Below are 24876 nucleotides of genomic sequence, written 5' to 3' on the forward strand. Positions count from 1 at the left end.
GTGGGGCGTGGTTCGGCCGACGCTAACCGCCGGTCAGCGGGTCCGCGCGCCGGGTCGTCCGATCGTCGTACGAACGACCCGGCGGCGGCGCGGACCCGCCCCCGGCCCCCCACCGCCACCGCAGCCACACCGCCCAGGTCAGCGCCGAGCACAGCAGGTACGCCACCAGGAACCCGAGGTACGCGGCGTCCCCATTGTGGCTGCTCAGGAAGGACTGCCGGAAGGCCAGGTTCACCAGCACCCCGCCGAAGGCCCCGACCGCGCCCGCCAGGCCGATCAGCGCCGCCGTCCGCCGCCGGGAGTCGGCCTCGGCGGCGGCCGGGTCGGCACCGGCCGCGACCGCCGTCCGGGCGACGCCCTGGTAGTGCGCCGGGATCATCTTGTACGTGGAACCGTTGCCGATCCCGCTGAGCACGAAGAGCGCCACGAACCCGCCGAGGAACAGCGGCAGCGAGCCGGCCCGGGAGGCGAACAGCACGACCGCCGTGCCGGCGCCCATGGCGGCGAAGGTCGCCAGCGTGACCCGGGCGCCACCGTACCGGTCGGCGAGGCGCCCGCCGACGGGCCGCAGCAGGGAGCCGAGCAGCGGTCCGAGGAAGGTGAGGGCAGCGGCCTTGACGGGGGTGTCGAAGCGGTCGTGGAACTGGACCTGGAGCACCTGGCCGAAGGCGAAGCCGAAGCCGATGAAGGAGCCGAACGTCCCGATGTACAGGGCGGAGACCGCCCAGCCGTACGGGTCGCGGGCGACCTCCCGCAGCGCCCGGCCCTCGCCGTTCGGCGGCACCGGCAGGTTGTCCATCTTCCACTGGGCCCCCGCCGCCGCGAGCACGATCAGCGGCAGGTAGAGCAGCGGCAGCAGCCGGGGGTGGGCGACGCCCGCGGTGGCCAGCACGAACAGGCCGAGCAACTGGACGGCGGGGACGCCGAGATTGCCGCCGCCCGCGTTGACGCCGAGGGCCCAGCCCTTGAGCCGGTGCGGGTAGAAGGCGTTGATGTTGGCCATCGAGGAGGCGAAGTTGCCGCCGCCGACGCCGGCCGCGCAGGCGACGGCGAGCAGGGTGCCGTAGGAGACGCCGGGTTCCAGCACCAGGGCGGCGAGGGCCGTCGGCACGAGCAGCAGCAGGGCGCTGATCACCGTCCAGGTGCGGCCGCCGAACCGGGCGACGGCGAAGGTGTAGGGCAGCCGGAGCAGGGCGCCCAGCGCGGTGGGCAGCGCGGTGAGGGTGAACTTGCCCGCGGTGTCGATGTGGTACTCGGGCCCGAGGAAGAGCACCAGCACGGACCACAGGCTCCACACCGAGAAGCCGATGTGCTCGGAGAGGACGGAGAAGACCAGGTTGCGCCGGGCGATCCGGGCGCCGCCACGGGCCCAGAGCTCCTCGTCCTCCGGGTCCCAACCGGCCAGCGGGGCACGGGTTCCGGGCTCCAGGACGGTGGTCATGCCGCGGCCTCCACGGGGAGCACCCGGACCGGCCAGCGGCGCAGCACGGCGGGGGTGCCGTCGGGCGCGGTGTCCTCGTCCAGGCAGCGGCCGTCGGTGAGGTCGTACACCTGCTTGTACATCGGCGAGGTGAGGGTGGGCCGGTCGCCGCGGCTGCCGAGCAGGCCGCGGGAGAGGACGGGGGCGCCGCTGAACGGGTCGAGGTTGTCGACGGCGTAGAGCTCTCCGTCGCGGCCGCGGAAGAGGGCGACCTGGTCGGCGTCGGGGAGCAGTACGGCGACGCCACGGCCGGGTTGGAGGTCGGTGAGAGCGCAGACGGTCTGCCAGTGGCTGCCGTCGTGGATCTGTACGGTCACGGGGTGAGCACCTCCAGTCGGGCCCCGGCGACGAGCACCGGGGAGTTGAGGGTGTGGCCGGCCTCGCCGGGGCGGGCGGGGCGGATCTGGCCGCGTTCGGGGACGAAGGTCACGGCGGGGTCGGGGGTGCCGGGGGCGTTGACGAAGGAGGCGAACCGCCGCAGCCGCTCGGGGTCGGCCAGGGTCTCGGCCCATTCGTCCCGGTAGCCGCTGATGTGACGCATCGTCAGTTCGTCGAGTTCGGTGGCTATCCCGAGTGAGTCGTCCAGGACGACCGCCCGCAGGTGGTCGAGTCCGCCTTCCAGGCGCTCCAGCCAGACCGAGGTGCGTTCGAGGCGGTCGGCGGTGCGGATGTAGAACATCAGGAAGCGGTCGATGGTGCGGACGAGGGTCTCGCGGTCGAGGTCGGCGGCGAGCAGGTCGGCGTGCCGGGGGGTGGTGCCGCCGTTGCCGCCGACGTAGAGGTTCCAGCCGGCCGAGGTGGCGATGACGCCGAAGTCCTTGCTCTGCGCCTCCGCGCATTCGCGGGCGCAGCCGGAGACGGCGGCCTTGAGCTTGTGCGGGGAGCGCAACCCCCGGTAGCGGAGCTCCAGTTCGATGGCGAGGGCGGTGGAGTCCTGGACGCCGAAGCGGCACCAGGCCTCGCCGACGCAGGACTTCACGGTACGCAGGGACTTGCCGTAGGCGTGTCCGGACTCGAAGCCGGCGTCGACCAACTTGCGCCAGATGACGGGGAGTTCGTCGACGGTGGCACCGAACATGTCGATCCGCTGGCCGCCGGTGAGCTTGGTGTAGAGGCCGTGGTCGCGGGCGATCTCGCCGATCGCGATCAGGCCCTCGGGGGTGATCTCGCCGCCGGGCACCCGGGGCACGACCGAATAGGAGCCGTTGCGCTGGAGGTTGGCGAGGAAGTGGTCGTTGGAGTCCTGGAGGGCGCCCTGTTCGCCGTCCAGGATGTGGCCGTTGCCGAGGCTGGCCAGGATGGAGGCGACGGTCGGCTTGCAGATCTCGCAGCCCTCGCCGCCGCTGCCGTGCCCGGCGAGCAGCTCGGAGAAGCTGTTCAGCCCGGTGACCCGGACGATCTCGTACAACTCGGCCCGGCTGTGGGCGAAGTGCTCGCACAGGCCCTGGACGGTGGCGACCCCGGCGGCGGCCAGTTCCTCGGTGACGACGGTGCCGAGCTGCTTGAGGCAGCTGCCGCAGCCGGTGCCGGCCCGGGTGCACTTCTTGACGGCGGCGACGCTGTCGGCGCCCTGTTCGCGGACGGCGGCCCGGACGGCGCCCTGGGTGACGTTGTGGCAGGAGCAGAGCACCGCGTCGTCGGGCAGGGTGAGCGGTCCGGCGGGGGCGAACCCGGCGGGCAGCACCAGCTGTTCGGGGGCCACGGTGAGCGGCTTCCCGGCGACGGCGAGTGGGCGCAGCGCGCCGTAGCCCTCGGTGTCGCCGACCAGGACGCCGCCGAGCAGGGCGCCGTCGGCGCCGATCACCAGCTTGCGGTAGACGCCGCTGCGGCTGTCGCTGTAGAGCACGTCGAGGGCGCCCTCGGCGCTGCCGTGCGGGTCGCCGAAGCTGGCGACGTCGACGCCGAGCAGCTTGAGCTTGGTGGAGGTGTCAGCGCCGGTGAAACCCGGACCCGGCTGCTCCGCGATGGTGCGGGCCGCCGTCTCGGCCATCTGGTAGCCGGGGGCGACCAGCCCGTACACCCGGCCGTCGGCGGCCTGGGCGCACTCGCCGATGGCGAGGACGGCCGGGTCCTCGGTGCGGCAGTGGGCGTCGACGACGATGCCGCCGCGCGGGCCGACGGGCAGGGCGCAGTCCCGGGCGAGTTGGTCGCGGGCGCGCACCCCGGCGGAGAAGACCACCAGGTCGGCGGCCAGTTCGCGGCCGTCGGACAGGGCGAGGCCGCGTACCCGGCCGTCCGGGCCGGTGAGCACGGCGGCGGCGCCGGCGCCGGTGTGGACGGTGACGCCCAGGTCCTCGATCCTGCGGCGCAGTGCGGCGCCGCCACCGTCGTCGACCTGGACGGCCATCAGCCGGGGCGCGAACTCCACCACGTGGGTGGCCAGTCCGCCCGCCCGCAGGGCGCCGGCCGCCTCCAGGCCGAGCAGTCCGCCGCCGACCACCACGCCGGTTGCGGCGTCGGCGGCGCCGGCCCGGATCGCGTCGACGTCCTCGACGGTGCGGTAGACGTGGCAGCCGGGCGCGTCGGTGCCGGGGACGGGCGGCACGAAGGGCACCGAGCCGGTGGCCAGCACCAGGACGTCGTACCGGAGTTCGGAGCCGGAGCGGGTGCGGACCAGCCGCGCCGCCCGGTCGATCGCGCTGACCGGGTCGCCGAGCCGCAGGTCGATGCCGTGTTCGGCGAGGAAGCCGGGCGGGCAGAGTGCGAGGTCCTCGGGCGTGCTGCCGGAGAACAGCGAACTGAGGTGGACCCGGTCGTAGGCGGGCCGGGGCTCCTCGGCGAGCACGGTGACCCGCCAGTCGCGGGCGGCAGGCTGCTCGCTCCAGGCCTCCAGGAAGCGCTGGCCGACCATGCCGTGGCCGACCAGCACGAGGTCCCGTACGGCGCGGTCACTTGGGGTGGTCATCACGCGTCTCCAGTCATTGCGGTTCCTCGGGTGAGCAGGTGCAGGGGGTGTCCGGCGAGCGCGCCGCCGTCGGCGAAGGCGCCGGCCAGCGCGTCGACGGTGGCGAGGTCGCCGAGCAGGATGGCGCCGACCAGCCGGTCGTCGCGCAGGACGAGCTTCTTGTAGCTGCCGCGGGTGGCGTCGGTGAGCCGCAGCACGTCGAGGCCGGGGTCGAGGGTCTCGTCGACGGTGCCGAAGGCCGCGTACTCCAGGCCGCCGGTGCTGAGCCGGGCGCGCGGGCCGGTGCCGTGGTAGCGGGCGTCGGGTTCGGCGCCGGAGAGGCGGCGGGCCAGCACGTCGGCCTGGTCCCAGGCGGGGCCGGCCAGGCCGTGGACGGTGCCGCGGTGTTCGGCGCAGTCGCCGATCGCGGACACCTGTGGGGCGACGGCCAGTTGGTCGTCGACCAGGACGCCGGTGCCGACGGGCAGTCCGGCGGCGTGGGCGAGCGCGGTGCGCGGGCGGGTGCCGCAGGCGAGCACGACCAGGTCGCAGTCCAGGCGGTAGCCACTGGCGAGCTCCACCGCGCCGGCCTTCTCCCCGCCGTGCACGGCCCGGGCCCGGTTGCCGGGGTAGCAGTCGACGCCGAGCGTGCGGAGCCGGTCGCGCAGCACGGCGGCCGCCTCCTGGTCCAGTTGACGCTCGATCAAGTGTGGCGCCTGGTGGACTATTTCGGTGCGCACGCCGAGTGCGGCCAGGGCCCGGGCGGCGCTCACTCCCAGCACTCCGCCGCCGATCACCACCGCCCGCTTGGCACCGGCGGCCTCCTCGGCGAGCCGGGTGCAGTCCTCCAGGGTGCGCAGCGTGTGCACGCCCTCGGCCAGTCCGTACCCGTCGGGGCGGCGCAGCCCGCGCACCGGCGGCAGCACCGGGTTGGCGCCGGTGGCGAGGACCAGTTCGTCCCAGGGCTCCTCGGTGCCGTCGGCCAGTCGCAGGGTGCGGCCGGCGGTGTCCAGCGCGACCACCTCGCAGCCGGTCCGGGCCCGGGCCCCGCCGAGCGGCAGGGCGATCGACTCGGCGTCGTAGCGGCCGGTGAGCACCTCGGCGAGCAGCACCCGGCTGTAGGGGGCGCGCGGCTCGGCGCCGTACACGGTGACCGTGCCGGGCCCGCCGAGGGCGGTGTACCGCTCGGCGAAGCGGGCGGCCGCCATGCCGCCGCCGACCACCGCGATCCTGGGACCCGCCGTATCGCCGCCGACCACGGTGGCCCTGGGGCCCGCGGCGTCCCCGCCGACCACGGCGATCCGCTGGTCGGTCATGTCGTCGTCACCTCCACTCGTTCGACCCGCACCGCGCAGAGCTTGAACTCGGGCATCCGGGAGACCGGGTCGAGCGCGGGATTGGTGAGGGTGTTGGCCCGGCCGGCGCCCGCCCAGTGGAAGGGCATGAAGACGGTGTCCGGGCGGATGGCGTCGGTGACCCGCGCGGGGGCGACGGCCCGTCCGCGCCGGCTGGTGACCGCGACCGGGGCGCCGTCGGCGATGCCGAGCCGCTCGGCGAGCCGCGGGTGCAGTTCGACGTACGGGCCGGGCGCGGCCACGTTGAGCGCCCCGACCCGGCGGGTCTGGGCGCCGCTCTGGTACTGGGCGAGCACCCGGCCGGTGGTCAGGTACAGCGGGTACTCCGCGTCCGGCTCCTCGGCGGCCGGGCGGTGGGTGACCGCGGCGAAGCGGGCCCGGCCGTCCGGGGTGGCGAAGCGGTCCAGGAAGAGCCGCGGGGTGCCGGGGTGGTCCTCGGCCGGGCAGGGCCAGAAGACTCCGTCCTCGGCGGCGATCCGGGCGTAGCTGATGCCCGCGTAGTCGGCGTCGCCGCCGGCCGAGGCGCTCCGCAGTTCGTCGAAGGCCCGCTCGGCGTCGGCCGGGAAGCCCTCGGCGGGGAAGCCGTCCGGCACGCCGAGCCGGGCGGCGAGTTCGCGCAGCAGCCACAGTTCGCTGCGGACGCCGTCCGGCGGGTCGACGGCGCGGCGGCGCAGGATCACCCGGCCCTCCAGGTTGGTGGTGGTGCCGTCCTCCTCGGCCCACTGGGTGACCGGCAGCACGACGTCGGCGAGCCGGGCGGTCTCGGAGAGCACCACGTCGGCGACCACCAGCAGGTCCAGTGCGCGCAGCCGTCCGGTGACGTGCCCGGCGTTCGGCGCGGACACCGCCGGGTTGGAGCCGGCCAGCAGCAGAGCCCGGACGCCGCCGGGCCGGCCGAGGTCGTCCAGCAGCTCGTAGGCGGACTTGCCGGGGCCGGGGATCGACGCCGGGTCCACCCCCCAGACGGCGGCGACGTGCGCCCGGGCGGCCGGGTCCTCGATCGAGCGGTAGCCGGGCAGTTGGTCGGCCTTCTGGCCGTGCTCGCGCCCGCCCTGCCCGTTGCCCTGGCCGGTGAGGCAGCCGTAGCCGCTGTACGGGCGGCCGGCCTTGCCGGTGGCGAGGCAGAGGTCGATCCAGGCGCCGACGGTGTCGGTGCCCTTGCTCTGCTGCTCGGGGCCGCGCGCGGTGAGCACGATGCCGGTCCGGGCCTCACCGAACATCCTGGCCGCCTGGTGGAGTTGACGGGCCGGGACGCCGGTGATCCGCTCCACCCGGTCCGGCCAGTGGGCCATCGCCGAGGCGCGGGCCGCCTCGAAGCCGGTGGTTCGGCGCGCGATGAACTCCCGGTCCAGCAGGCCGTCGGCGATCACCAGGTGGAGCAGGCCCAGGGCCAGCGCCAGGTCCCCGCCGGGGCGCGGCTGGAGGTGCAGGTCGGCGAGTTCGGCGGTCCGGGTGCGGCGCGGGTCGACGACGATCAACTTCCCGCCGTTCTCCCGGAGTTCACGCAGATAGCGGACGGCCGGCGGCATCGTCTCGGCCGGGTTGCCGCCGACCAGGATCAGGCAGCCGGTGTGCGGGAGGTCCGCGAGCGGGAAGGGCAGCCCGCGGTCCAGGCCGAAGGCCCTGCGGTGCGCGGCGGCGGCCGAGGACATGCAGAACCGGCCGTTGTAGTCGATGTTGGCGGTGCCCAGCACCACCCGGGCGAACTTGCCCAGCAGGTAGGCCTTCTCGTTGGTCAGACCGCCGCCGCCGAAGACGCCCACCGCGTCCGGGCCGTGCTCGGCCCGCACCCGGGCCAGCCCGGCGGCGACCCGGTCCAGCGCCTCCGGCCAGCTCGCCGAGCGCAGCGGGGCGCCGGGCCGGTCCCGCAGCAGCGGACCGTCCAGCCGTACGCCCCGGGCGAGCAGCGCGGGCGCCGTCCGGCCCTTTCCGCACAACGCGCCCCGGTTCACCGGGAAGGCCGGGCGCTCCAGCACCTCCAGCGGCCCGTCCGCGCCCGGCGCCAGCCGCATGCCGCACTGCAGCGAGCAGTACGGGCAGTGGGTGTCGGTGGCCGCGGCGAGGGCGGCGGGGCTGGTCGGCGTCATGCCGAGAACGGTCGCGGCCCGCTGTTTCGCGTCCGGGTCGCGGATGTTGCGGGCGCGGTACGCCTCGCTCACGGCGCCCGGTCACCGGGGTGCACACCCGGACATCTGCCGTAACCGCAGCGGCACTTCCGCTTACCGGTGGGTGACGGGCAGGCAATGCCCCCGTAACACGTGCCGCGCAGGCTGACCGGCATGGCACCGAACCCCACCCCGCCGGGACCGGCAGGACCGCCCGGACCGGCAGGACCGGCAGGACCGCCCGGAGCGGCAAGACCGGCGGAACAGGCGACCCCGCCCGGCCCGCTCACCGGCCTCACCATCGGCGTCACCGCCGCACGCCGCCGCGAGGAGCTCACCGCCCTGCTCACCCGCCGCGGCGCCCAGGTGGTCGAGGCCCCGGTGCTGCGCATCCTGCCGCTCGCCGACGACCTCGCCCTGCGGGAGGCCACCGACCGCTGCCTCACCGCCCCGCTCGACTACGTGGTCGCCACCACCGGCGTCGGCTGGCGCGGCTGGATGAGCGCCGCCGAGGGCTGGGGCCGGGGCGCCGCCCTCGCCGAGGCCTGCCGGGACGCAGTGGTGCTCAGCCGCGGCCCCAAGGCCACCGGGGCGGTCCGCGCCAGCGGGCTCGACGAGGGCTACTCCCCCGGCACCGAGGCCACCGGCGAACTGCTCACCTGGCTGCTGGCCCGCCCGCTCACCGGGCGCCGGATCGCCGTACAGGAGCACGGCGTCCGGCTGGACGCCTTCGCGGCGGCGCTGCGCGAGCGCGGCGCCGAAGTGATCTCCGTCCCGGTCTACCGCTGGGCGGCGCCCGAGGACCCGGGCGCGGTGCGCCGGCTGCTCGACCAGACCGTGCGCCGCCAGGTGCACGCGCTCACCTTCACCAGCGCCTCCGCGATCACCGCGCTGCTCGCCGTCGCCGAGGCCGAGGGCCTGTACGGGCCGCTGCTGGACGCCCTGCGCGCCGACGTGCTGCCGGTCTGCGTCGGCACCCTGTGCGCCCGGCCGCTCACCGACCTCGGCCTGCCCGCCGTACACCCCGAGCGCGGCCGGCTCGGCGCCCTGGTCCGGCTGCTCGCCGACCTGCTGCCCGGCCGCACCAGCCGTCGGATCGACCTCGCCGGGCGGGTGCTGACCCTCCAGGGCAACGCCGCGCTGGTCGACGGCGAGAGCCACTGGCTCAGCCCGCGCGGCGCCGCCGTGCTCCGGGCCCTGGCCGAACGCCCCGGCCGGGTGCTCAGCCGCGCCGAACTGCTGCGCGCCGCCTGGCCGGACGCGGCCGCCGACGAACACGCCGTCGAGGCGGCGGTCGGCCGGCTGCGGGCCGCGCTCGGGCCGCACGCCGGCCTGATCCGCACCGTCCCCAAGCGGGGCTACCGGCTGGCGGCGGGCTGATGCCACCGGTGCTGCTCGCGGTCGGGCACGGCAGCCGCGACCGGGCGGCCGCCGCCTCGACCCGCGCCCTGCTGCGCCTGGTCCGCTCGCTCCGGCCCGAACTGGCCGTCCACTGCTGCTTCCTGGACCTCGCCCGCCCCTCGCTCGCCGAGGCGCTGTCCCGGCTGCGCGGCACGGAGACCGTCCTGGTCCCGCTGCTGCTCGGCACCGGCTACCACGTCCGGGTCGACCTCCCGGAGGCGCTCGCCGCCGCCCGCCTCCCCCGCACCCGGCTCGCCCCGGCCCTCGGCCCCCACCCGCTGCTCGCCGAGGCCCTCGCCGACCGCCTCGCCGAGGCCGGCGCCCCGCCCGGGGCCCCCGTGGTCCTCGCCGGGGCCGGCTCCTCCGACCCCGCCGCCCTCGCCGACACCGAGCGGATGGCCCGGCTGCTCGCCGGCCGCCTCGGCCGCCCGGTCACCCCCGCACACCTGTCCGCCGCTGCCCCCACCCCGCAGCAGGCCGTCGCCGCCCTCCGCGCCGCCGGACACCCCGGGGTCGCGCTGGCGGGCTACCTGCTCTCGCCCGGCTTCTTCGCCCGCCGCGCGGCCACCACGGCGGCCGCCTGGACGACCGCCCCGCTCGGCACCCACCCGGCCGTCGCCCGGCTGGTGCTGCACCGCTACGACGAAGCGCGCGCGGCGACAGCGCTGCCACGCGCGGCTTGAGACCGGCGAGGCGGCCGCGGGCGGCCCCTGCAGCTACTCCGCGACCGGCTCGGCCGGGTCCTCCCCGGCTGACGCACGCCCTGGTCCCACCCGGCTCCGCCGGCTTCACCCAGGGCAGAATGCCGTCCCCTTCCCCCCGCGCCCGGGATCCCTAGGCTGGAGGGGTGAGCACTCATGCGCCGAACGAAGCCCGCGTCATCCCGCTGCGCCCACCGGCCACGCCGCCCGGCCGCGGTGAGTCCAACCACCGCGAGTCCAACCACCGCGAGCCCAACCGCGGCGAGTCCGGCCGCGCCGCCCGGCCTGAGCCCACCCCGCAGCGGCCCGCGCCGAAGGAGCCCCTGTGGCGCGACCTCGTCGGCGACGCACTGCGGCGCGAACGGATCGCCCAGGAGCGGACGTTGAAGGACGTCGCGGAGGCCGCCCGGATCTCGATGCCGTACCTGTCGGAGCTGGAGCGCGGACGCAAGGAGGCCTCCTCCGAGGTGCTAGCCGCCGCCGCGAAGGCCCTCGGGCTGGGCCTCGGCGACCTGCTCTCGCTGGCCCAGGACGAGCTGGTCCGGCACACCCGGAGCCGGGTCGGCCACGGCCGGGTGAACCACGCCCGGGTGAACCAGGGCCGCACCGCGCCCACGGCGCAGTACGACGGGCTCTGCATGGCGGCCTGACCGCACCGGGGGGGGGGGGCCCCCCCCCGCCCCCGCCCCCCACAAGGGCTGATTTTAAAACAACCGCCCCCTTCACACCCCCTTCCCCCCCCCCTCCACCAACCCCCCCCCCGCGCTTCGCCCCCCTTTCCCCCCCCCCTCCCCCCCCCCCCCCCCCCCCCCCCCCCCCGACGGGGCTCAGTTGAACGCGAGTCGCCGGCTCAGCACCTCGTCCGCCAGCCCGTACGCGACCGCCTCCTCGGCGCTGAGCACCTTGTCCCGGTCCATGTCCGCCCGCAGCGTCGCCACCTCGTGCCCGGTGTGCCGGGACAGCACCTCCTCCACCTGCGCGCGGATGCGCACCATCTCCTTGGCCGCGAGGCTGAGGTCCGAGACCGTCCCGCGCTGCCCGCCGCTGGCCGGCTGGCCGAGCAGCACCCGGGCGTGCTGGAGCACGAACCGCCGCCCGGGATCCCCCCCGGCCAGCAGCACCGCCGCCGTCGACGCCGCCTGCCCGACGCAGAACGTGGAGATCGGCGCCTGCACGAAGGTCATCGTGTCGTAGATCGCCATCAGCGAAGTGAACGACCCTCCGGGCGAGTTGAGGTAGATCGAGATCTCGCGCTCCGGGTTCTCCGACTCCAGGTGCAGGAGCTGCGCGATGACCACGTTCGCGACCCCGTCGTCGATCTCGGTGCCGAGGAAGATGATCCGCTCGTTCAGCAGCCGGCTGAACACGTCGTAGGACCGCTCACCCTGCGCGGTCCGCTCGATCACGTACGGAACCGTGTACGACCCCATGTCACAACCCCATCCGTCGGCGGGACGAGGCCGGGCGGATGTCGGCGACCGACTCCACCACCCGGTCCACGAGCCCGTACTCCTTGGCCTGTTCGGCCGTGAACCAGCGGTCCCGGTCGCTGTCCCGGGCGATGGTCTCCACGCTCTGCCCGGTGTGCTCGGCGGTGATCTGTTCGATGGTGCGCTTGGTGTACTGCAGGTTCTCCGCCTGGATCTCGATGTCCGCGGTCGTACCGCCGATGCCCGCCGACGGCTGGTGCATCATGATCCGCGCGTTCGGCAGCACGAAGCGCTTGCCGCGCGCCCCCGTGGTGAGCAGGAACTGCCCCATGCTCGCCGCGAACCCCATCGCCAGCGTCGAGACGTCGTTGGGGATCAACCGCATGGTGTCGTAGATGGCCAGCCCGGCCGACACCGACCCGCCGGGGCTGTTGATGTACAGGCCGATGTCGCTGCGCGGGTCCTCCGCCGACAGCAACAGCAGCTGGGCGCACACCCGGTTCGCCGACACGTCGTCGACCTGGGTGCCGAGCAACACGATGCGCTGGGCGAGCAGTTGGGCGGCGAGGTGGTCGTCGAACGGGCCGGGCCGGGTATCACCGTCCTCCGCGCGGGGCGCGAGCACGGTGGCGAATGGAGTCATCTGGTCCTCCTGGTCGAGGCGGAGCTGCCGTCCCCTCCACTCTCACCCCCGAACCGGCCCCGGACGCCACTTCTCTGCCCGCCGCAGATTCGCCGAGGGCAGAGCCAGCCCCCACGGCCCGGGCCAGCTGCGGGACACCGCCGTGGGGCCGTCGACGTTCACGAGTCGCCCCGTTCGCCTGCGGTGCCCACCACTCGCTCGTTAGCGTGAGAACCAAGACCGCCACCGGACTTGGGGAGGACTCGGGGTGGGTGGATACATATCGGAGCCGGAGCGGCTCCCGTAGCGGCGGGGAGGAGCACCGAGGTGCCAGGCGTGGGCCGGGTGACCGATGCCGACATCCAGCGGCTCCACCGAACCGGTTTGGCCAGGGAGTTCGACATGGGGGGGCGTCGGCGATGCCAGGACCAGGAAGCTCTGAGGTGGCGTCCGGAGATGTCGATGGCCGACCGTGGAGGCGTCGGCTCCTGGGCGGCCTTCTCGGGTTGTGCGTGCTGATCACCCTGGGGTGTGTCTGGTGGGGGGTGGCCGAGTTCCGTCGGAGCCTCGATCCGACTCTGACCGACGCCGACCGCGCGGAGCAGCTCGCAGGTCTGTACTACGAGCAGCATCCCGGCAAGGGGCGGTACTACGTCCCGGCGGACGCTGTGCTGTCCCGGAGCGCCGACGGGAAGCCTGTCGCCTACCTGCACTATGCGATCGGTGGCGGCGACTCCGCCACCATCGACGACTTCCTCGACACATACGACCTGCCGCAGCCCGGTGCCTCTGGACGGCTGCCGGAGGACCTCAAGGCCGCGCTGCCGGGCGAGGAACCGGCCGAGGGGGTGCTGCTGCCGGAGGCGCGGGCCGGGCGGCAGGTCTTCGTGGTGGCCCACCCCTCCGAGCATCACGGCGCGGCCGACGTGTACGTGCGGGCCACGGGGGCCTGACGGGCCCTGCACGGCGACGAAGCGCGGGCCCGCGTCCGAGGTGACGCGGGCCCACCCTTCTCATGACTGCTGCGCAGGAAGTCGGTCCGGCCGACTTCCTGCGCAGGGGTTCGCACGGTGTGGTCGCCGCTTCGCCCGTGCCGGACGATCTGTCAGCGGCCGGCGGCCACCCGCGCGTTCGTGTCCTCGTCCTCGCCCTGGCCGTCGTCGCCCCAGCCGTCGCTGCGGTCGCGGTAGAGGGTGAAGCGGTCGTACAGGACGGGCGTGGGGAACGGGTTGGCGGCGGTGGCGGGCACCGAGTGGTAGTAGGAGACGGTGATGGTGGTGCGGTCGCCGGGGTACCGGCCCGGGTCGACGTCGAAGACGGCGACGCCGTACGGGTACTGGGTGTCCGGGTCGGTGACGGCCGACCAGTGGGCCTTCTCCTTGGCGTCCGGGTCGGCCTTGAAGGTGAGCCGCTGGGTGCGGACGCTGGCCTGGCGGACGCCGTCCGCGTCGGCGGGCAGGTAGACGTCGTCGTGGCCGGCGGTGCCGCCGCCGCCCAGGATGAGGTGGACGGTGCCCTCGGAGGTGTCGATCCGGCGCAGGTCGTCGTCGACGACGGCCGGGGTGAGCAGCCCGCCCGGCTCGGTGCCGCGGACGGGGTGGGTGCGCTCGTAGTCGTGGTCGTGGCCGGCCAGCACGAGGTCGACGGAGTAGCGGTCGAGCAGCGGCAGCAGGTTCTCCCGGATGCCCATGTCGCCGCCGTGGCTGGCGGCGGAGGAGGACATCGCGAACTGGTGCAGGTTGACGACGATCCAGTCGACCGCGCTGCCGCGCCGGGCGCGCGACAGGACCCGCTCCAGCCAGCGGAGTTGGGCGCCCTCGCTGTAGCCGCTGATGTAGATGGACTGCCCGGTGGCCGGGTCGATGCTGGCGTCGTCCTCGACGGCGATCTCGTTGCCGTCCAGGCTGACGAACAGCACCGAACCGACCTGGAAGCTGTACCAGTTGCCGCAGTGGTCGCGGTTGCCGTTGTCGGGCAGTTCGAAGCGGGTGAGGTAGGAGGCGTACCCGAGGTCGCCGCCGCCCGCCTCGACCTCGTGGTTGCCGGGGGCGGGCATCCAGGGGCGGTTGGCGGCGGACTTGGACAGGTTGTTCATGAACGCGTTCCACGCCTGCGGCTGGCGCTGCGGGTTGTTGTTGGCGTAGGCGAGGTCGCCGTTGAGGAGGTGGAACAGCGGGTTGAACTGTTCGACCTGCCGGACTGCCGCGGCACCGTGGATGGAGGACTTCGCGAACACGTTGTCGCCGGTGCCGAGGTCGCCGAAGCTGGTGAACCGGAAGGCGGCACGCCCGCGGGCGGGGGCGGTGCGGAAGGTGCCGCGGACGGGCTCGGCGCCGTCGTGCAGCACCTCGTACACGTAGGTGGTGTCGGGGCGCAGCCCGTCGAGGCGGGCGTGGTGGGTGAAGGTCTCGACCTTGTTGAGGCCGTCGACGTAGCTGCGGCTGCTCGCGTCGACGCTGCGGCCGGCGCCGCCGCGCGGGGTGCCGATCCGCACCCGGGGGCGCTTCACGGAGGCGCCGGTCGCCCAGGAGACGGTCATCTCGCGGGAGGGCTCGTTGCCCCACTGGAGGTGGATCTGCTCCGGTCCGGGGGTGCCGGCGACGGCCGGCTGGGTCCACAGCAGGGTGGACGCGGGCAGCGCGACGAGCGCGCCGGCCGCCGTACTCGTCCGGAGGAGCGTTCTGCGCGAGGGTTGTGCCGGGGGATGTGCCACTGCCGCCTCCTGGGCTCCGAGAATCGCCGAGGAGGCTCGCAGTCGAAACACACGGTCGCACCACGATCGATCGTGCGTACGGCGAACGGAAGTTGAATGCTGGTCCACACCAATTGACCGGCGTACGGGATCAGCCCGCGTCCACCCCGTCCGGCGGCGCGGTGGCCACCCCTCCCGCAGCGCCTACAGCCCCGCTCCGCCGGTCACTCCCCGCCCGGCCCGCGCGCTGCCCTGATCGACCGTCATCGTCCGTCCACCCCCCTTCGTCGAAGTGGCGTCCCGGGCACTCCGGGAACCGGCTGCCGACCGGGGGTACGGCCGGATGGCCGCGGGCCACGGGGGTGGTGCGGGACGGCCGGGCGGGTGACCTCTCGGACGTGTCGGCGGTGGCACGCCCCATCCGGCGTGCCTGGGTTGGAACGCGCCGCCTCCGGGCGGTGCACGCCCTGTCCCCGGACCTGAGAGCCGCCCATGCCTTCCACCGCCCGCCTCCGCCGCCTCGTCCCCACCGCGCTCTGCGCCCTCGCCGTGGCCCTCACCGCCCCCGCGGCCCACGCCGCACCGCCAGGCGGCGACACCGGGACCGACCCCGGCGGGAGGTCGGACAGCGGCCGGTACGACTGGGAGCGGGTGGCGGACTGCGAGAGCAGCGGCAACTGGCACATCAACAGCGGCAACGGCTACTTCGGCGGCCTCCAGTTCGACCAGTCGACCTGGCGGGAGAACGGCGGCCTGGCCTACGCCCCGCGCGCCGACCTCGCCAGCCGCGAGCAGCAGGTGAAGGTGGCCCAGCACCTGGCCGAGCGGCGCGGCCTCTCCCCCTGGCCGGTCTGCGGCTCCCGCGCCCTGGGCGGCCACGCCCACGGGACCGCCACCCCGGACCGAAACCGCGACCGCGACCGCGACCGGACCCGCGACGAGGAGGCCGCCCAGGCCACCCGCGACCACGGGCGCGACACCGTTCTGCCGCCGCCCGCCCCGGGCACGGCCGGGGACGGCCGGTGGACCGTCCGCGAGGACGACACCCTGGACCAGCTCGCCGCCACCCTGCACGTCCCCGGCGGCTGGCCCGCGCTGTACGCGCTCAACCGCGACACCGTCGGCGAGGACCCGGACCTCATCCAGCCCGGACTGGTCCTGCGGCTCCCCTCCTGAACCGTCTGCGCGAACACCCGCCGCCCACGCCGCGCCCCGGCGTGGGCGGCGCCGTCACAGTGGCGCGGTCACAGTGGCGCCGTCACAGCGGCGTAGCAGTGCGCCCAGCGGTCAACGCCCTCGATCCGTCGACCAGTTCACCTGGTCGACGGATCGCCGGACCGCCGGAAGCGCTACGGCCGGACGGCCGCCAGCACGTGTAGCCCGCGCGCGCCCGTCTCGTCGTGGCTGACCTCCAGGCCCGCCGCGCGCACCTGCGCCGCCACCCATCCGGTGGCCAGCCGCAGCTTGGGGTAGCTGCTGACCTGCTGGGTCCAGCCCTCGCCGGCGCGGGTGTGGATCAGGTCGTGGACCAGGGCGGTCTCCTCGTCCGGGTACTCCAGGAAGCAGGTCATGATCCGGTCCGCGGTGGCGCGCACCGGCAGGAAGCGGTCCGTGCCGGTCAGCGGGCGGGTGAGGTCGCGGAAGGACAGCACCAGCCGCCCGCCCGGGGCGAGTGCGGCGGCGGCGTCGCGCAGCAGCGCCGCGACGTCGGCGCGGGTGGGCAGGTGGGTGAGGGTGTCGCCCATGCAGAGCACGGCCGCCACCGAGCCCGGCCCGGTGTGCCGCGGCAACGAGCCGCGCAGGTCGGCCTCGACGGTGCGGACGGCCCCGGCGTACCCGGCCTTGTCGGCGGACTCGCGCAGTTCGGCGAGCAGCGGGGCGCTGGTGTCCACGGCGAGGACGGGGTCGAAGCCGAGGGCGGCCAGCGCCAGCGTCTGGGTGCCGGGGCCGGCGCCGAGGTCCACGGCGGTGCGGCCGGCGACCCCGGGCTCGACCCCGAGCCCGGCCAGCAGTTCGGCCTGCGCCTCGGCGAGGGCGGGGATGTCGCCGCCCAGCATCCAGGTGTAGTGGGCGGCGAGGAGACGGTCGTAGTGCTCGGGTGCGGTGCTCATGCGGGCCGGGCCCCTTCTCGCGATCCGATGGTCCGTTGGTCAGGTGTTCAGTTGGTCAGTTGGTCCGACCGCACTCTAGAGGGGCCTACGGAACCGCAGAACGGCAGCGGCACCGCCGCACCGGAACGCCGACGGCCCGCCCGGTCCTGGTGGACCGGACGGGCCGGGGCGCTACGGACGGGCCGGGACGCTACGGGCGAGCCGTGGCGCGGCAGGCAGCCCGTGGCGCGGCGGCGGGCGTCAGCCGACGTGGACCCGCGGACGCTTCGTCCGGTCCGGCTCCGCCTCGCGCAGCACCTCGCGGGTGACCGGCGCGACCTCGCCCTGACCGAACAGGATGAAGCGCAGGAACTGGGCGAAGGGGTGCCCCTCGGTCCACTCGAAGTACAGGTGCGGCCGCTGCCCGGTACGGTCCCGCACGGTGAGCGCCAGGGCGGCGATCGCGTTCGGGATGCTGGAGCTCTCCAGGGTGAGCACCCGGTACCGGTTGTGCAGCACCTCGCCGTGGACGGTCAGCTCGGACTCGAAGTCCGAGGCGTCCCGGACGGTCACCTCGACGAAGACCAGGTCGTCCTCGCCGGGGATGTCGTTGTCGGCGCGGATCTGCCGGATCTTGTCGCGGTACTCGGCGACGTCCCGGTTGGTCGGCTCGTTGGCGATCAGGCGCAGCGGGCGGTGGGCGTAGTCGCGGATGAACCGCTCGGCCGTCTCGTCCAGCAGCACGTCCGTGACGCGCAGCTCGAAGGCGCGCTTGAGGCGGGAGAGCAGCGACACCAGGATGATGCCGGCGATGAAGCAGGCACCGATCTTGACACCGTCCGGGCGCTCCATGGTGTTCACCACGGTGGTGTACAGGAACACCGCGGCGATGATCCCGAAGGCGATGGTCCAGCCGCGCTGGCGCTTCTTGTAGGCCGCGATGGTGACGGCGATGGCCGCCGAGCTGATCAGGACCAGTACGCCGGTGGCGTACGCGCCGCCCTGGGCGTCGACGTTGGCGTCGAACAGCCAGGTGATCAGGAAGCCGACGATGGTCAGCACGATCACCATCGGGCGCACGGCGCGGGCCCAGTGCGGGGCCATGCCGTAGCGCGGCAGGTAGCGGGGCAGCAGGTTGAGCATGCCCGCCATGGCGGACGCGCCGGCGAACCACAGGATGGCGATGGTCGACAGGTCGTAGACGCTGCCGAAGGCGCCGCCCAGGTACTCGTGCGCCAGGAAGGCCAGGGCGCGGCCGTTGGCCTGGCCGCCGCTCTCGAACTCCTTGGCCGGGATGAGCAGGGTGCAGATGAAGCTGGTCGCGATCAGGAAGGTGCTCATGATCACGGCGGCGGTGGTGAGCAGCTTGCGGGTGCCGCGGATCCGGCCGACCGGGTTCGCCTCGGTGTCGCCCGCGTCGCCCTTGATGTGCGGCATCACGGCGACGCCGGTCTCGAAGCCGGACATGCCGAGCGCGAGCTTCGGGAAGACGACGAGCGCGACGCCGATCATCACGAAGATGTTGCCGTGCTGGGTGGTGAGCGCGTTGGACCAGTCGGTGACCACGTGCGGCGCCTGGATGATCTTCCAGATGCCGACCGCCACGACCACCACGTTGAGCGCCAGGTAGACCCCGACCAGCCCCACGGCCAGGCCGATCGCCTCGCTGAAACCCTTGAGGAAGACGGCACCGAGCAGGGCGACCAGGATCAGCGTGATCAGCATCTGCTTGCCGCCGAGGGCGCCGGTCAGGTGCGGGTTCTCGACCAGGTGGGCGCTGGCGTCGGCGGCGGAGAGGGTGATCGTGATGATGAAGTCCGTCGCCGCGAAGCCGAGCAGCGCGAGGACGAACAGCTTGCCCTTCCAGAACGACAGCAGCCGCTCCAGCATCGCGATCGAGCCCTCACCGCGCGGGCTCTCCTGGGCCACCCGCCGGTAGACCGGCAGCGCGCCCAGCAGGGTGACCAGCACCAGCACGATCGTGGCGATCGGCGACAGCAGTCCGGCCGCGAGCGCGGCGATGCCCGGCTGGTAGCCGAGCGTCGAGAAGTAGTCCAGACCGGTCAGGCACATCACGCGCCACCACGGCTGGCCCGTGTGCGCAGCGTGACCGGCCTCGGCGGCGGAGTCCCCCGGCTCCGCGCCGTCCGGCTGCGCCTCGGCGGCGTCCTGCTGCGCCTTCGCGGCGGCGTCCTTGGCAGCCTTCTCCGGCGACATGTCCTCCAGGAGCCAACTGCGGAGCCGTATTCGCGCCGACGACGGAGCCTCCGTCGTCGTCTCCGTCGAACCCGACGAAACCACCTTGCACCTCTTGTTTAAAGACCCCGTAAAGCGCCGTCGGGCGACGGCAGTGCGCCAGGCTATGCGACGGCCGTTAAGGAGGCGTCATCGGCCCGCGTTAAGAAAACGTCATGGCTCCGCAGGTCGGCACGCGTGGCGCGGCGGGCCGGGGCCGGCGCCGGGGCGGGGCGGTGGAGCACCCCGCCCCGGCGTCTCACGGACCGGACGGGGTTACGCCCGGTAACCGAGAACCGTCATCATGCCGGTCTCCGCGTGGTACACGTTGTGGCAGTGCACCATCCACAGGCCCGGGTTGTCGGCGTCGAAGTCCACCGCCAGGGTCGTGCCCGGCAGCACGATCGCGGTGTCCTTGCGCGGGCCGCCGGCGCCCAGCGCGAAGCTGTGTCCGTGCAGGTGGACGGGGTGCCACATGGCGGTGCTGTTGCGGAACTCCAGCCGCACCCGCTCCCCGGCCGCGACCGGGTGGCGCTGCGCCGGGTCGTACTTGCGGCCGTTGAACGCCCAGTCGGCCTTCGCCATGCCGCCGGTGAGCTCCAGCGCCACCGTGCGGTCCGGCGCGCGGTCCGGCAGTCGGACGCCCGGGTCGGCCTTCAGCTGCCCGGCGGTCAGCAGCCGGCCGTCCAGTTCGGCGGGGCGGGTCGAGGCGTCCGGTGCGGCGCCGCCGCCGGTGCGCAGCACGGCCAGCGCGGCGGCGTTCTTGCCCTCGGCGAGGGCGGTCAGCGGGAAGGCGCCGTCCTTGGCGGTGACCAGCACGTCGTAGCGCTCGCCCATGCCGAGCAGCAGGGCCTGGGTGGTGGCCGGTTCGACCGGGAAGCCGTCGGTGTGGGTGACGGTCAGCTCGTGGCCGCCGAGGGCGACCCGGTAGGCGGTGTCGCCGCCCGCGTTGATCAGCCGGATCCGGATCCGGTCGCCGGGCTTGGCGGCGAAGGTCTCGGGGGCGGTCGCCAGACGGCCGTTGACCAGGTGGAAGGGGTGGGCGACGTCGCCCGCGTCGCCGCCGAGCAGCGGACTGGTGGCGCCCATCAGCATCCGGGACGGGCCGGTGGCTCCGGTGGGGGTGCTCCCGGCGCCCGGGCCCGTGCCCGTACCCGTCATACCCGGCATGCCCGGCATGCTGTGCCCCGAGTGGTCCATACCGCCCGTGCCGCCCGTGCCGCCCATGGCTCCTGCGTCGCCCATGTCGCCCATGCCCTTGGCGAGTTCGGCGAGGACGGCGTCCGGGGTGCTGCCGTCGACCCCGTCCACCCAGTCGTCCAGGACGACGACCCACTCCTTGTCGTAGCGCAGCGACTCCTTCGGGTCCTCGACGATCAGCGGGGCGTACAGGCCGCGGTCCTGCTGGACACCGGAGTGCGGGTGGAACCAGTAGGTGCCGGGGCGGGAGAGGGCGAAGCGGTAGTCGAAGGAGGCCCCCGCGCGGACCGGCTCCTGGGTCAGGCCAGGCACGCCGTCCATGTCGTTGCGCAGCGCCAGGCCGTGCCAGTGCAGCGAGGTGGGCTGCGGCAGGTGGTTGGCGAGGGTGAGGGCGAGGGTGTCGCCGACGGTGGCGCGCACCTCCTGGCCGGGCAGGCGGTCGCCGTAGGCCCAGCTGCGGACGGTGCGTCCGCCCAGGTCGAGGGTGGTCTCGGTGGCGGTGAGCGCGACCTTGCGCTCAGGACCGGGCTTGCGCCGCGCCTCGGCGGCGGCGACCTCGGGGCCGTTCGGGGCGACGAAGCCGGCGGGGCCGCCCGGCTCGGCGCGGTTCATGGAGGAGTGGTCCATGCCCTTCATCGGGTCGGAGGACCCGGAGGAGCAGGCGGCGATCAGGCCGCTCCCGGCGGCGGCGAGCGCGGCGCCGAGGACGGTACGACGGGTGGTTGTGCGCATGACGGAGTGCACCTCGTGCAGGGGTGGTGTGGACGTACAGGACGGCGCGTCAGCCGTTCCGTGCGCGGGCACGCAGAGGTGCGTGCGGGCACGGGACGACCGGCGCGCGCCTACTGACGCAGCACCGAAAGTCTGCTGAGGAGGATCCGCCCACCCCCAGGCGGCGGCAGCGCCCGCACGGCCCGCAACAGCCGGGCCCGCACCTCGGCGGCGGCGTCACCGCTACGGCGCAGCAGCAGACCGGCGACCAGCAGCACCAGCGTCCAGCCGGCCAGCACGGCCAGACAGACCGCCATCGGGTCCATCCCGTCGGCAGCCGCGGGATCCGCGGTCGCCCGCTCCCCCGCCGGCTGGTGCGCCGCCATCACCTGGACACCGTGGCCCCCGTGGCCACTGTGGCCACCGCCCGGATGCCCGAGCGTGTGCATCGTCACGATGCCGACGAGCAGCGCCCCGAGCAGCACCAGCCGCAGCACCCCGGGCAGCGGGGCACCGTACGACCGCTGCTGCGCCATGCCCCGCCTCCCGTCCACTCCAAACCTGTCCGCTTACCCCCGCAGGGTATCCGAACGGGCGGCTGGAACACCGCCGCACCCCCTCCGTACATCCACCGATTTCCTTCGTACGGAATCCGTTAGCATGCGTCACTGGTTTTCGAACACCGTCGCCTCCTCCACCGTGGACGTCGTCGACCTCGACACCCTGACCCCGGTCACCCGCCTCACTGTCGCCAAGCTCGCCGAGCCCGGCGCCCACGGCCCGGCCTACCTGCCCCGCCCGGCCTGACCCACCCGAGCCCGAACCCACCCGGTTCCGGGCGGCCCGGAGCCTTGCCGCCGCCCGCAGGCGGGCGCATCCTGGGGCCCACCCGTCGTACCGGGAGGGGGAGGGGACACGATGAGACGCCGCCTCGGGGCGCTCTGTTCGACGCTGGCACTGGTGACGGCACTCGGCCCGGCCACCGCCTGCGACCCGGCCCTCGACCCCGGTACCTTCCGCCACCCGGTACCGCTCCCGGAGGCCGCCCCGCCCTCCGCCCAGTGGATCGCGGACCTCGTGGGCGGGCTCAACCTGCCGCCGAAGTGCCCGAAGCCGACCCTGGCGACCATGGTGGTCCTCGACACCGACGGGCAGACCCGGGCCGTGGCCCTCTGGCTGCCGGACAACCTCGACGTCTGCTACGCCGTCATCAACCACGCGGGCGTGACGCCCACCACCGTCTGGTTCGCCGCCGTCGCCGACCTCCTCCCCCGCACCCCGATGCCCGCCGACACCACAGCGGGCGTCGACTCCTACGCCGTCACGGCCTACCGCGGCCAGGTGGGCGAGATCACGGTCTCCGGCGACCCGGACCACCTGGTCAGCCCCGTCCGACGCCGCACCCTCGACCTCGGCGCCGGCGACCTCATCACCTTCGCCGCCTACCACTACCGGATCCCCCCGACCGGCCGCCCGCTCACCCTCACCCTCTGCACTCCCACCGGCGCCTGCCGCGACGCACACTGAGCACCCGTCAGCCCGGTACGTACCGAACCGGGACGGCCCCGTGACCATCCTGTTCCGGAGCCCCCGACGCACCCCCGAAGAACGCCCCCTAAGGGAGTGAACGCGCACGCCAGAGGGCATGGCAGGTCGTGGCAGTCAGTCCGTCGAGCGTGAGAAGGTAACGCGCATGAAGCCCATCAATTTCGTCCTCAACGTCATCTGGCTGCTCTTCTGCGGCATCTGGATGGCCATCGGGTACGTCGTGGCCGGAGTCATCTGCTGCGTGCTGATCGTGACCATCCCGTTCGGCATCGCCTCGTTCCGGATCGCCGGCTTCATACTGTGGCCGTTCGGGCGGACCACCGTCGAGCGGCCGGACGCCGGGGCCGCGTCCTGTGTCGGCAACGTGATCTGGCTGGTCTTCGCCGGCTGGTGGCTGGCTCTCGGGCACCTCATCACCAGCATCCCGCTGTTCCTGTCGATCATCGGGATCCCCTTCGGCTGGGCCAACCTCAAGATGATCCCGATCTCGCTGATGCCGCTCGGCCGCGAGATCGTCTCCACCGACGAGCCCTGGGGCACCCGCTACTGAGCCACCCCTAGCGCCGATGCCTGCGGCCCGCCCCCGAGTTGGGGGGCGGGCCGCGGGCGTTCCCGGGGTCAGAGGCCGAGGATGCGGAGCGCCTGTTCGCGCATCTCGACCTTGCGGATCTTGCCGGTGACGGTCATCGGGAACTCGTCGACCACGTGCACGTAGCGCGGGACCTTGAAGTGGGCCAGCCGCCCGGCGCAGTAGGCGGCCACGGCCTCGGCGGTGAGCGGCTCGGCGCCCTCGCGCATCCGGAGCCAGGCCATCAGCTCCTCGCCGTACTTGGGGTCGGGGACGCCGATCACCTGGACGTCGAGGACGTCGGGGTGGGTGTAGAGGAACTCCTCGATCTCGCGCGGGTAGAGGTTCTCCCCGCCGCGGATGACCATGTCCTTGATCCGGCCGGTGATGGCGAGGTAGCCGTCCGCGTCCATCACCGCGAGGTCCCCGGTGTGCATCCAGCGGGCCGCGTCCACGGCCTCGGCGGTGCGCTCGGGCTCGTCCCAGTAGCCGAGCATGACGGAGTAGCCGCGGGTGCACAGCTCGCCGGGCTCGCCGCGCGGGACGGTACGGCCGGTGGCCGGGTCGACGACCTTGACCTCCAGGTGGGGGCCGACCCGGCCGACGGTGGAGACCCGGCGCTCGACCGGGTCGTCGGTGCGGGTCTGGGTGGAGACCGGCGAGGTCTCGGTCATGCCGTAGCAGATGGACACCTCCGCCATGCCCATCCGCTCGATCACCTCCTTCATCACCTCGGCCGGGCAGGGCGAGCCGGCCATGATGCCGGTGCGCAGGCTGCCCAGGTCGTAGCGGGCGAAGTCCGGGTCGGCGAGTTCGGCGATGAACATGGTCGGCACGCCGTACAGCGAGGTGCAGCGCTCGGCGGCGACGGCGGCCAGGGTGGCTCCGGGCTCGAAGGAGGGAGCCGGGATGACCACGCAGGCGCCGTGCGAGGTGGCCGCCAGGTTGCCCATGACCATGCCGAAGCAGTGGTAGAAGGGCACCGGGACGCAGATCCGGTCCTGCTCGGTGTAGTCGAGCAACTCGCCCACGAAGTAGCCGTTGTTGAGGATGTTGTGGTGCGAGAGGGTGGCGCCCTTGGGGAAGCCGGTGGTGCCCGAGGTGTACTGGATGTTGATCGGGTCGTCGGGGGCCAGCTCGTCCTGCCGGGCGGCCAGCGGGGCCGGGTCGGCGGCGCGGCCGGAGGCCAGCAGCTCGTCCCAGGCGGGGCTGCCGATCAGCAGGACCCGCTCCAACGCGGCGCAGCGGGGCCGGACTTCGCCGATCATCCCGGCGTAGTCCGAGGTCTTGAAGCGCTCGGCGGCGACCAGCAGCCGGATCCCGGCCTGGTTCAGCACGTACTCCAACTCGTGCGCCCGGTAGGCGGGGTTGACGGTGACCAGGACCGCGCCGAGCTTGGCGGTGGCGTACTGGGTGAGCATCCACTCCGCGCAGTTGGGGGCCCAGATGCCGACCCGGTCGCCCTTGGCGATGCCGAGCTCCAGCAGGCCGAGGGCCAGCGCGTCGACGTCGGCGGCGAGTTGGGCGTACGTCCAGCGGCGGCCGGTGGGGCGGTCGACCAGGGCGTCGCGGTCGGGGAAGGCCCGCACCGCGCGGTCGAGGTTCTCGCCGATGGTGTCGCCGAGCAGCGGGACGTCCGAGGTCCCGGAGGCGTAGCTGCGCTGGGCGGGCGGTGTCGGCACGGGCGGGCTCCTGGGTGCGGCGGTGCGGGACAGGGGACCATGTTGGCGGTCCCGCACCCGCGCCGCCACCCCCGAACGGGGGTACCGGCACGGGGGGGGGGGGGGGGGGGGGGGGGGGGGGGGGGGGGGGGGGGGGGGGGGGGGGGGGGGGGGGGGGGGGGGGGGGGGGTTA

The 24876-nt window shown here is 74.2% G+C and carries 21 protein-coding genes; 8 read left to right on the top strand and 13 right to left on the bottom strand.

The annotated features are described in order from the left end of the window. Nucleotides 1-22: 22 nt before the first annotated feature. From ACZ4W5_RS20510 to ACZ4W5_RS20530, 5 genes are read right to left on the bottom strand one after another with little or no spacing between them, the layout of a single operon-like run. Nucleotides 23-1441, bottom strand: a complete 1419-nt coding sequence (locus ACZ4W5_RS20510) for a nitrate/nitrite transporter (RefSeq protein ID WP_465655983.1) — start codon at nt 1439-1441, stop codon at nt 23-25. After that, nucleotides 1438-1797 carry a nitrite reductase small subunit NirD gene (gene nirD / locus ACZ4W5_RS20515; RefSeq protein WP_465655985.1) on the bottom strand — a complete coding sequence of 120 codons (360 nt, stop codon included), beginning with the start codon at nt 1795-1797 and terminating at the stop codon, nt 1438-1440. Before nirD ends, ACZ4W5_RS20510 begins: the two co-directional genes overlap by 4 nt. Then, nucleotides 1794-4385 carry a nitrite reductase large subunit NirB gene (nirB, locus tag ACZ4W5_RS20520; protein ID WP_465655987.1) on the bottom strand — a complete coding sequence of 864 codons (2592 nt, stop codon included), beginning with the start codon at nt 4383-4385 and terminating at the stop codon, nt 1794-1796. Before nirB ends, nirD begins: the two co-directional genes overlap by 4 nt. Continuing rightward, entirely contained in the window at nt 4385-5680 is a 1296-nt protein-coding gene (locus ACZ4W5_RS20525; RefSeq protein WP_465655988.1) for an NAD(P)/FAD-dependent oxidoreductase, read from the bottom strand. The genes nirB and ACZ4W5_RS20525 overlap by 1 nt, the downstream gene beginning before the upstream one ends. Continuing rightward, nucleotides 5677-7806 (bottom strand): molybdopterin oxidoreductase family protein, encoded by a 2130-nt coding sequence (locus tag ACZ4W5_RS20530; RefSeq protein WP_465656037.1) that lies wholly within the window; start codon nt 7804-7806, stop codon nt 5677-5679. The genes ACZ4W5_RS20525 and ACZ4W5_RS20530 overlap by 4 nt, the downstream gene beginning before the upstream one ends. 192 nt (nt 7807-7998) lie before the next feature. On the opposite strand from ACZ4W5_RS20530, the gene ACZ4W5_RS20535 reads away from it, so the two are divergent. From ACZ4W5_RS20535 to ACZ4W5_RS20545, 3 genes are all read left to right on the top strand, one after another. Next, entirely contained in the window at nt 7999-9204 is a 1206-nt protein-coding gene (locus tag ACZ4W5_RS20535) for a uroporphyrinogen-III synthase (RefSeq protein WP_465655990.1), read from the top strand. After that, a complete protein-coding gene (locus tag ACZ4W5_RS20540) occupies nt 9204-9908 on the top strand; it encodes a sirohydrochlorin chelatase (protein ID WP_465655992.1) in 705 nt (234 codons plus the stop codon). Before ACZ4W5_RS20535 ends, ACZ4W5_RS20540 begins: the two co-directional genes overlap by 1 nt. Before the next feature lie 164 nt (nt 9909-10072). Then, nucleotides 10073-10576: a helix-turn-helix domain-containing protein gene (locus ACZ4W5_RS20545; RefSeq protein WP_465655994.1), complete on the top strand. Its 504-nt coding sequence runs from the start codon at nt 10073-10075 to the stop codon at nt 10574-10576. Between the two features lie 177 nt (nt 10577-10753). On the opposite strand, the gene ACZ4W5_RS20550 is transcribed toward ACZ4W5_RS20545, so the two are convergent. Both ACZ4W5_RS20550 and ACZ4W5_RS20555 read right to left on the bottom strand, forming a co-directional pair. Continuing rightward, on the bottom strand, nt 10754-11356 hold the full coding sequence (locus ACZ4W5_RS20550) for a ClpP family protease (RefSeq protein ID WP_360238510.1): 603 nt from the start codon (nt 11354-11356) through the stop codon (nt 10754-10756). Nucleotide 11357: 1 nt separating this feature from the next. Beyond that, a complete protein-coding gene (locus ACZ4W5_RS20555) occupies nt 11358-11999 on the bottom strand; it encodes a ClpP family protease (RefSeq protein WP_465655996.1) in 642 nt (213 codons plus the stop codon). A gap of 524 nt (nt 12000-12523) precedes the next feature. Between ACZ4W5_RS20555 and ACZ4W5_RS20560 the strand changes: the two genes are divergently transcribed. Continuing rightward, complete coding sequence (locus ACZ4W5_RS20560) at nt 12524-12931, top strand: hypothetical protein (RefSeq protein ID WP_465655997.1); 408 nt, start codon at nt 12524-12526, stop codon at nt 12929-12931. A gap of 152 nt (nt 12932-13083) precedes the next feature. On the opposite strand, the gene ACZ4W5_RS20565 is transcribed toward ACZ4W5_RS20560, so the two are convergent. Then, nucleotides 13084-14691, bottom strand: coding sequence for a purple acid phosphatase family protein (locus tag ACZ4W5_RS20565; protein WP_465655999.1), 1608 nt, complete (start codon nt 14689-14691; stop codon nt 13084-13086). A gap of 471 nt (nt 14692-15162) precedes the next feature. Between ACZ4W5_RS20565 and ACZ4W5_RS20570 the strand changes: the two genes are divergently transcribed. After that, on the top strand, nt 15163-15846 hold the full coding sequence (locus tag ACZ4W5_RS20570; protein WP_465656001.1) for a transglycosylase family protein: 684 nt from the start codon (nt 15163-15165) through the stop codon (nt 15844-15846). 173 nt (nt 15847-16019) lie between these two features. On the opposite strand, the gene ACZ4W5_RS20575 is transcribed toward ACZ4W5_RS20570, so the two are convergent. The 4 genes from ACZ4W5_RS20575 to ACZ4W5_RS20590 form a co-directional block, all read right to left on the bottom strand. Beyond that, a complete protein-coding gene (locus ACZ4W5_RS20575; RefSeq protein ID WP_465656003.1) occupies nt 16020-16781 on the bottom strand; it encodes a class I SAM-dependent methyltransferase in 762 nt (253 codons plus the stop codon). A 240-nt stretch (nt 16782-17021) separates the two neighbouring features. Next, nucleotides 17022-18977: an APC family permease gene (locus ACZ4W5_RS20580; RefSeq protein ID WP_360243225.1), complete on the bottom strand. Its 1956-nt coding sequence runs from the start codon at nt 18975-18977 to the stop codon at nt 17022-17024. 294 nt (nt 18978-19271) lie between these two features. Beyond that, nucleotides 19272-20927 (bottom strand): multicopper oxidase family protein, encoded by a 1656-nt coding sequence (locus ACZ4W5_RS20585; protein ID WP_465656005.1) that lies wholly within the window; start codon nt 20925-20927, stop codon nt 19272-19274. 110 nt (nt 20928-21037) lie between these two features. After that, entirely contained in the window at nt 21038-21442 is a 405-nt protein-coding gene (locus ACZ4W5_RS20590) for a DUF6153 family protein (protein WP_465656007.1), read from the bottom strand. A 124-nt stretch (nt 21443-21566) separates the two neighbouring features. Here ACZ4W5_RS20590 and ACZ4W5_RS20595 point away from each other — a divergent pair, with 124 nt between their 5' ends. From ACZ4W5_RS20595 to ACZ4W5_RS20605, 3 genes are all read left to right on the top strand, one after another. Then, on the top strand, nt 21567-21713 hold the full coding sequence (locus ACZ4W5_RS20595) for a hypothetical protein (protein ID WP_465656009.1): 147 nt from the start codon (nt 21567-21569) through the stop codon (nt 21711-21713). A 111-nt stretch (nt 21714-21824) separates the two neighbouring features. Beyond that, nucleotides 21825-22433, top strand: coding sequence for a hypothetical protein (locus tag ACZ4W5_RS20600; protein ID WP_465656011.1), 609 nt, complete (start codon nt 21825-21827; stop codon nt 22431-22433). A gap of 166 nt (nt 22434-22599) precedes the next feature. Then, nucleotides 22600-23004 carry a YccF domain-containing protein gene (locus tag ACZ4W5_RS20605; RefSeq protein WP_465656012.1) on the top strand — a complete coding sequence of 135 codons (405 nt, stop codon included), beginning with the start codon at nt 22600-22602 and terminating at the stop codon, nt 23002-23004. Nucleotides 23005-23072: 68 nt separating this feature from the next. On the opposite strand, the gene ACZ4W5_RS20610 is transcribed toward ACZ4W5_RS20605, so the two are convergent. Next, a complete protein-coding gene (locus ACZ4W5_RS20610) occupies nt 23073-24704 on the bottom strand; it encodes an AMP-binding protein (RefSeq protein ID WP_465656013.1) in 1632 nt (543 codons plus the stop codon). Nucleotides 24705-24876 lie beyond the last annotated feature (172 nt).

It is taken from the genome of Kitasatospora sp. NPDC029367 (assembly GCF_055569135.1).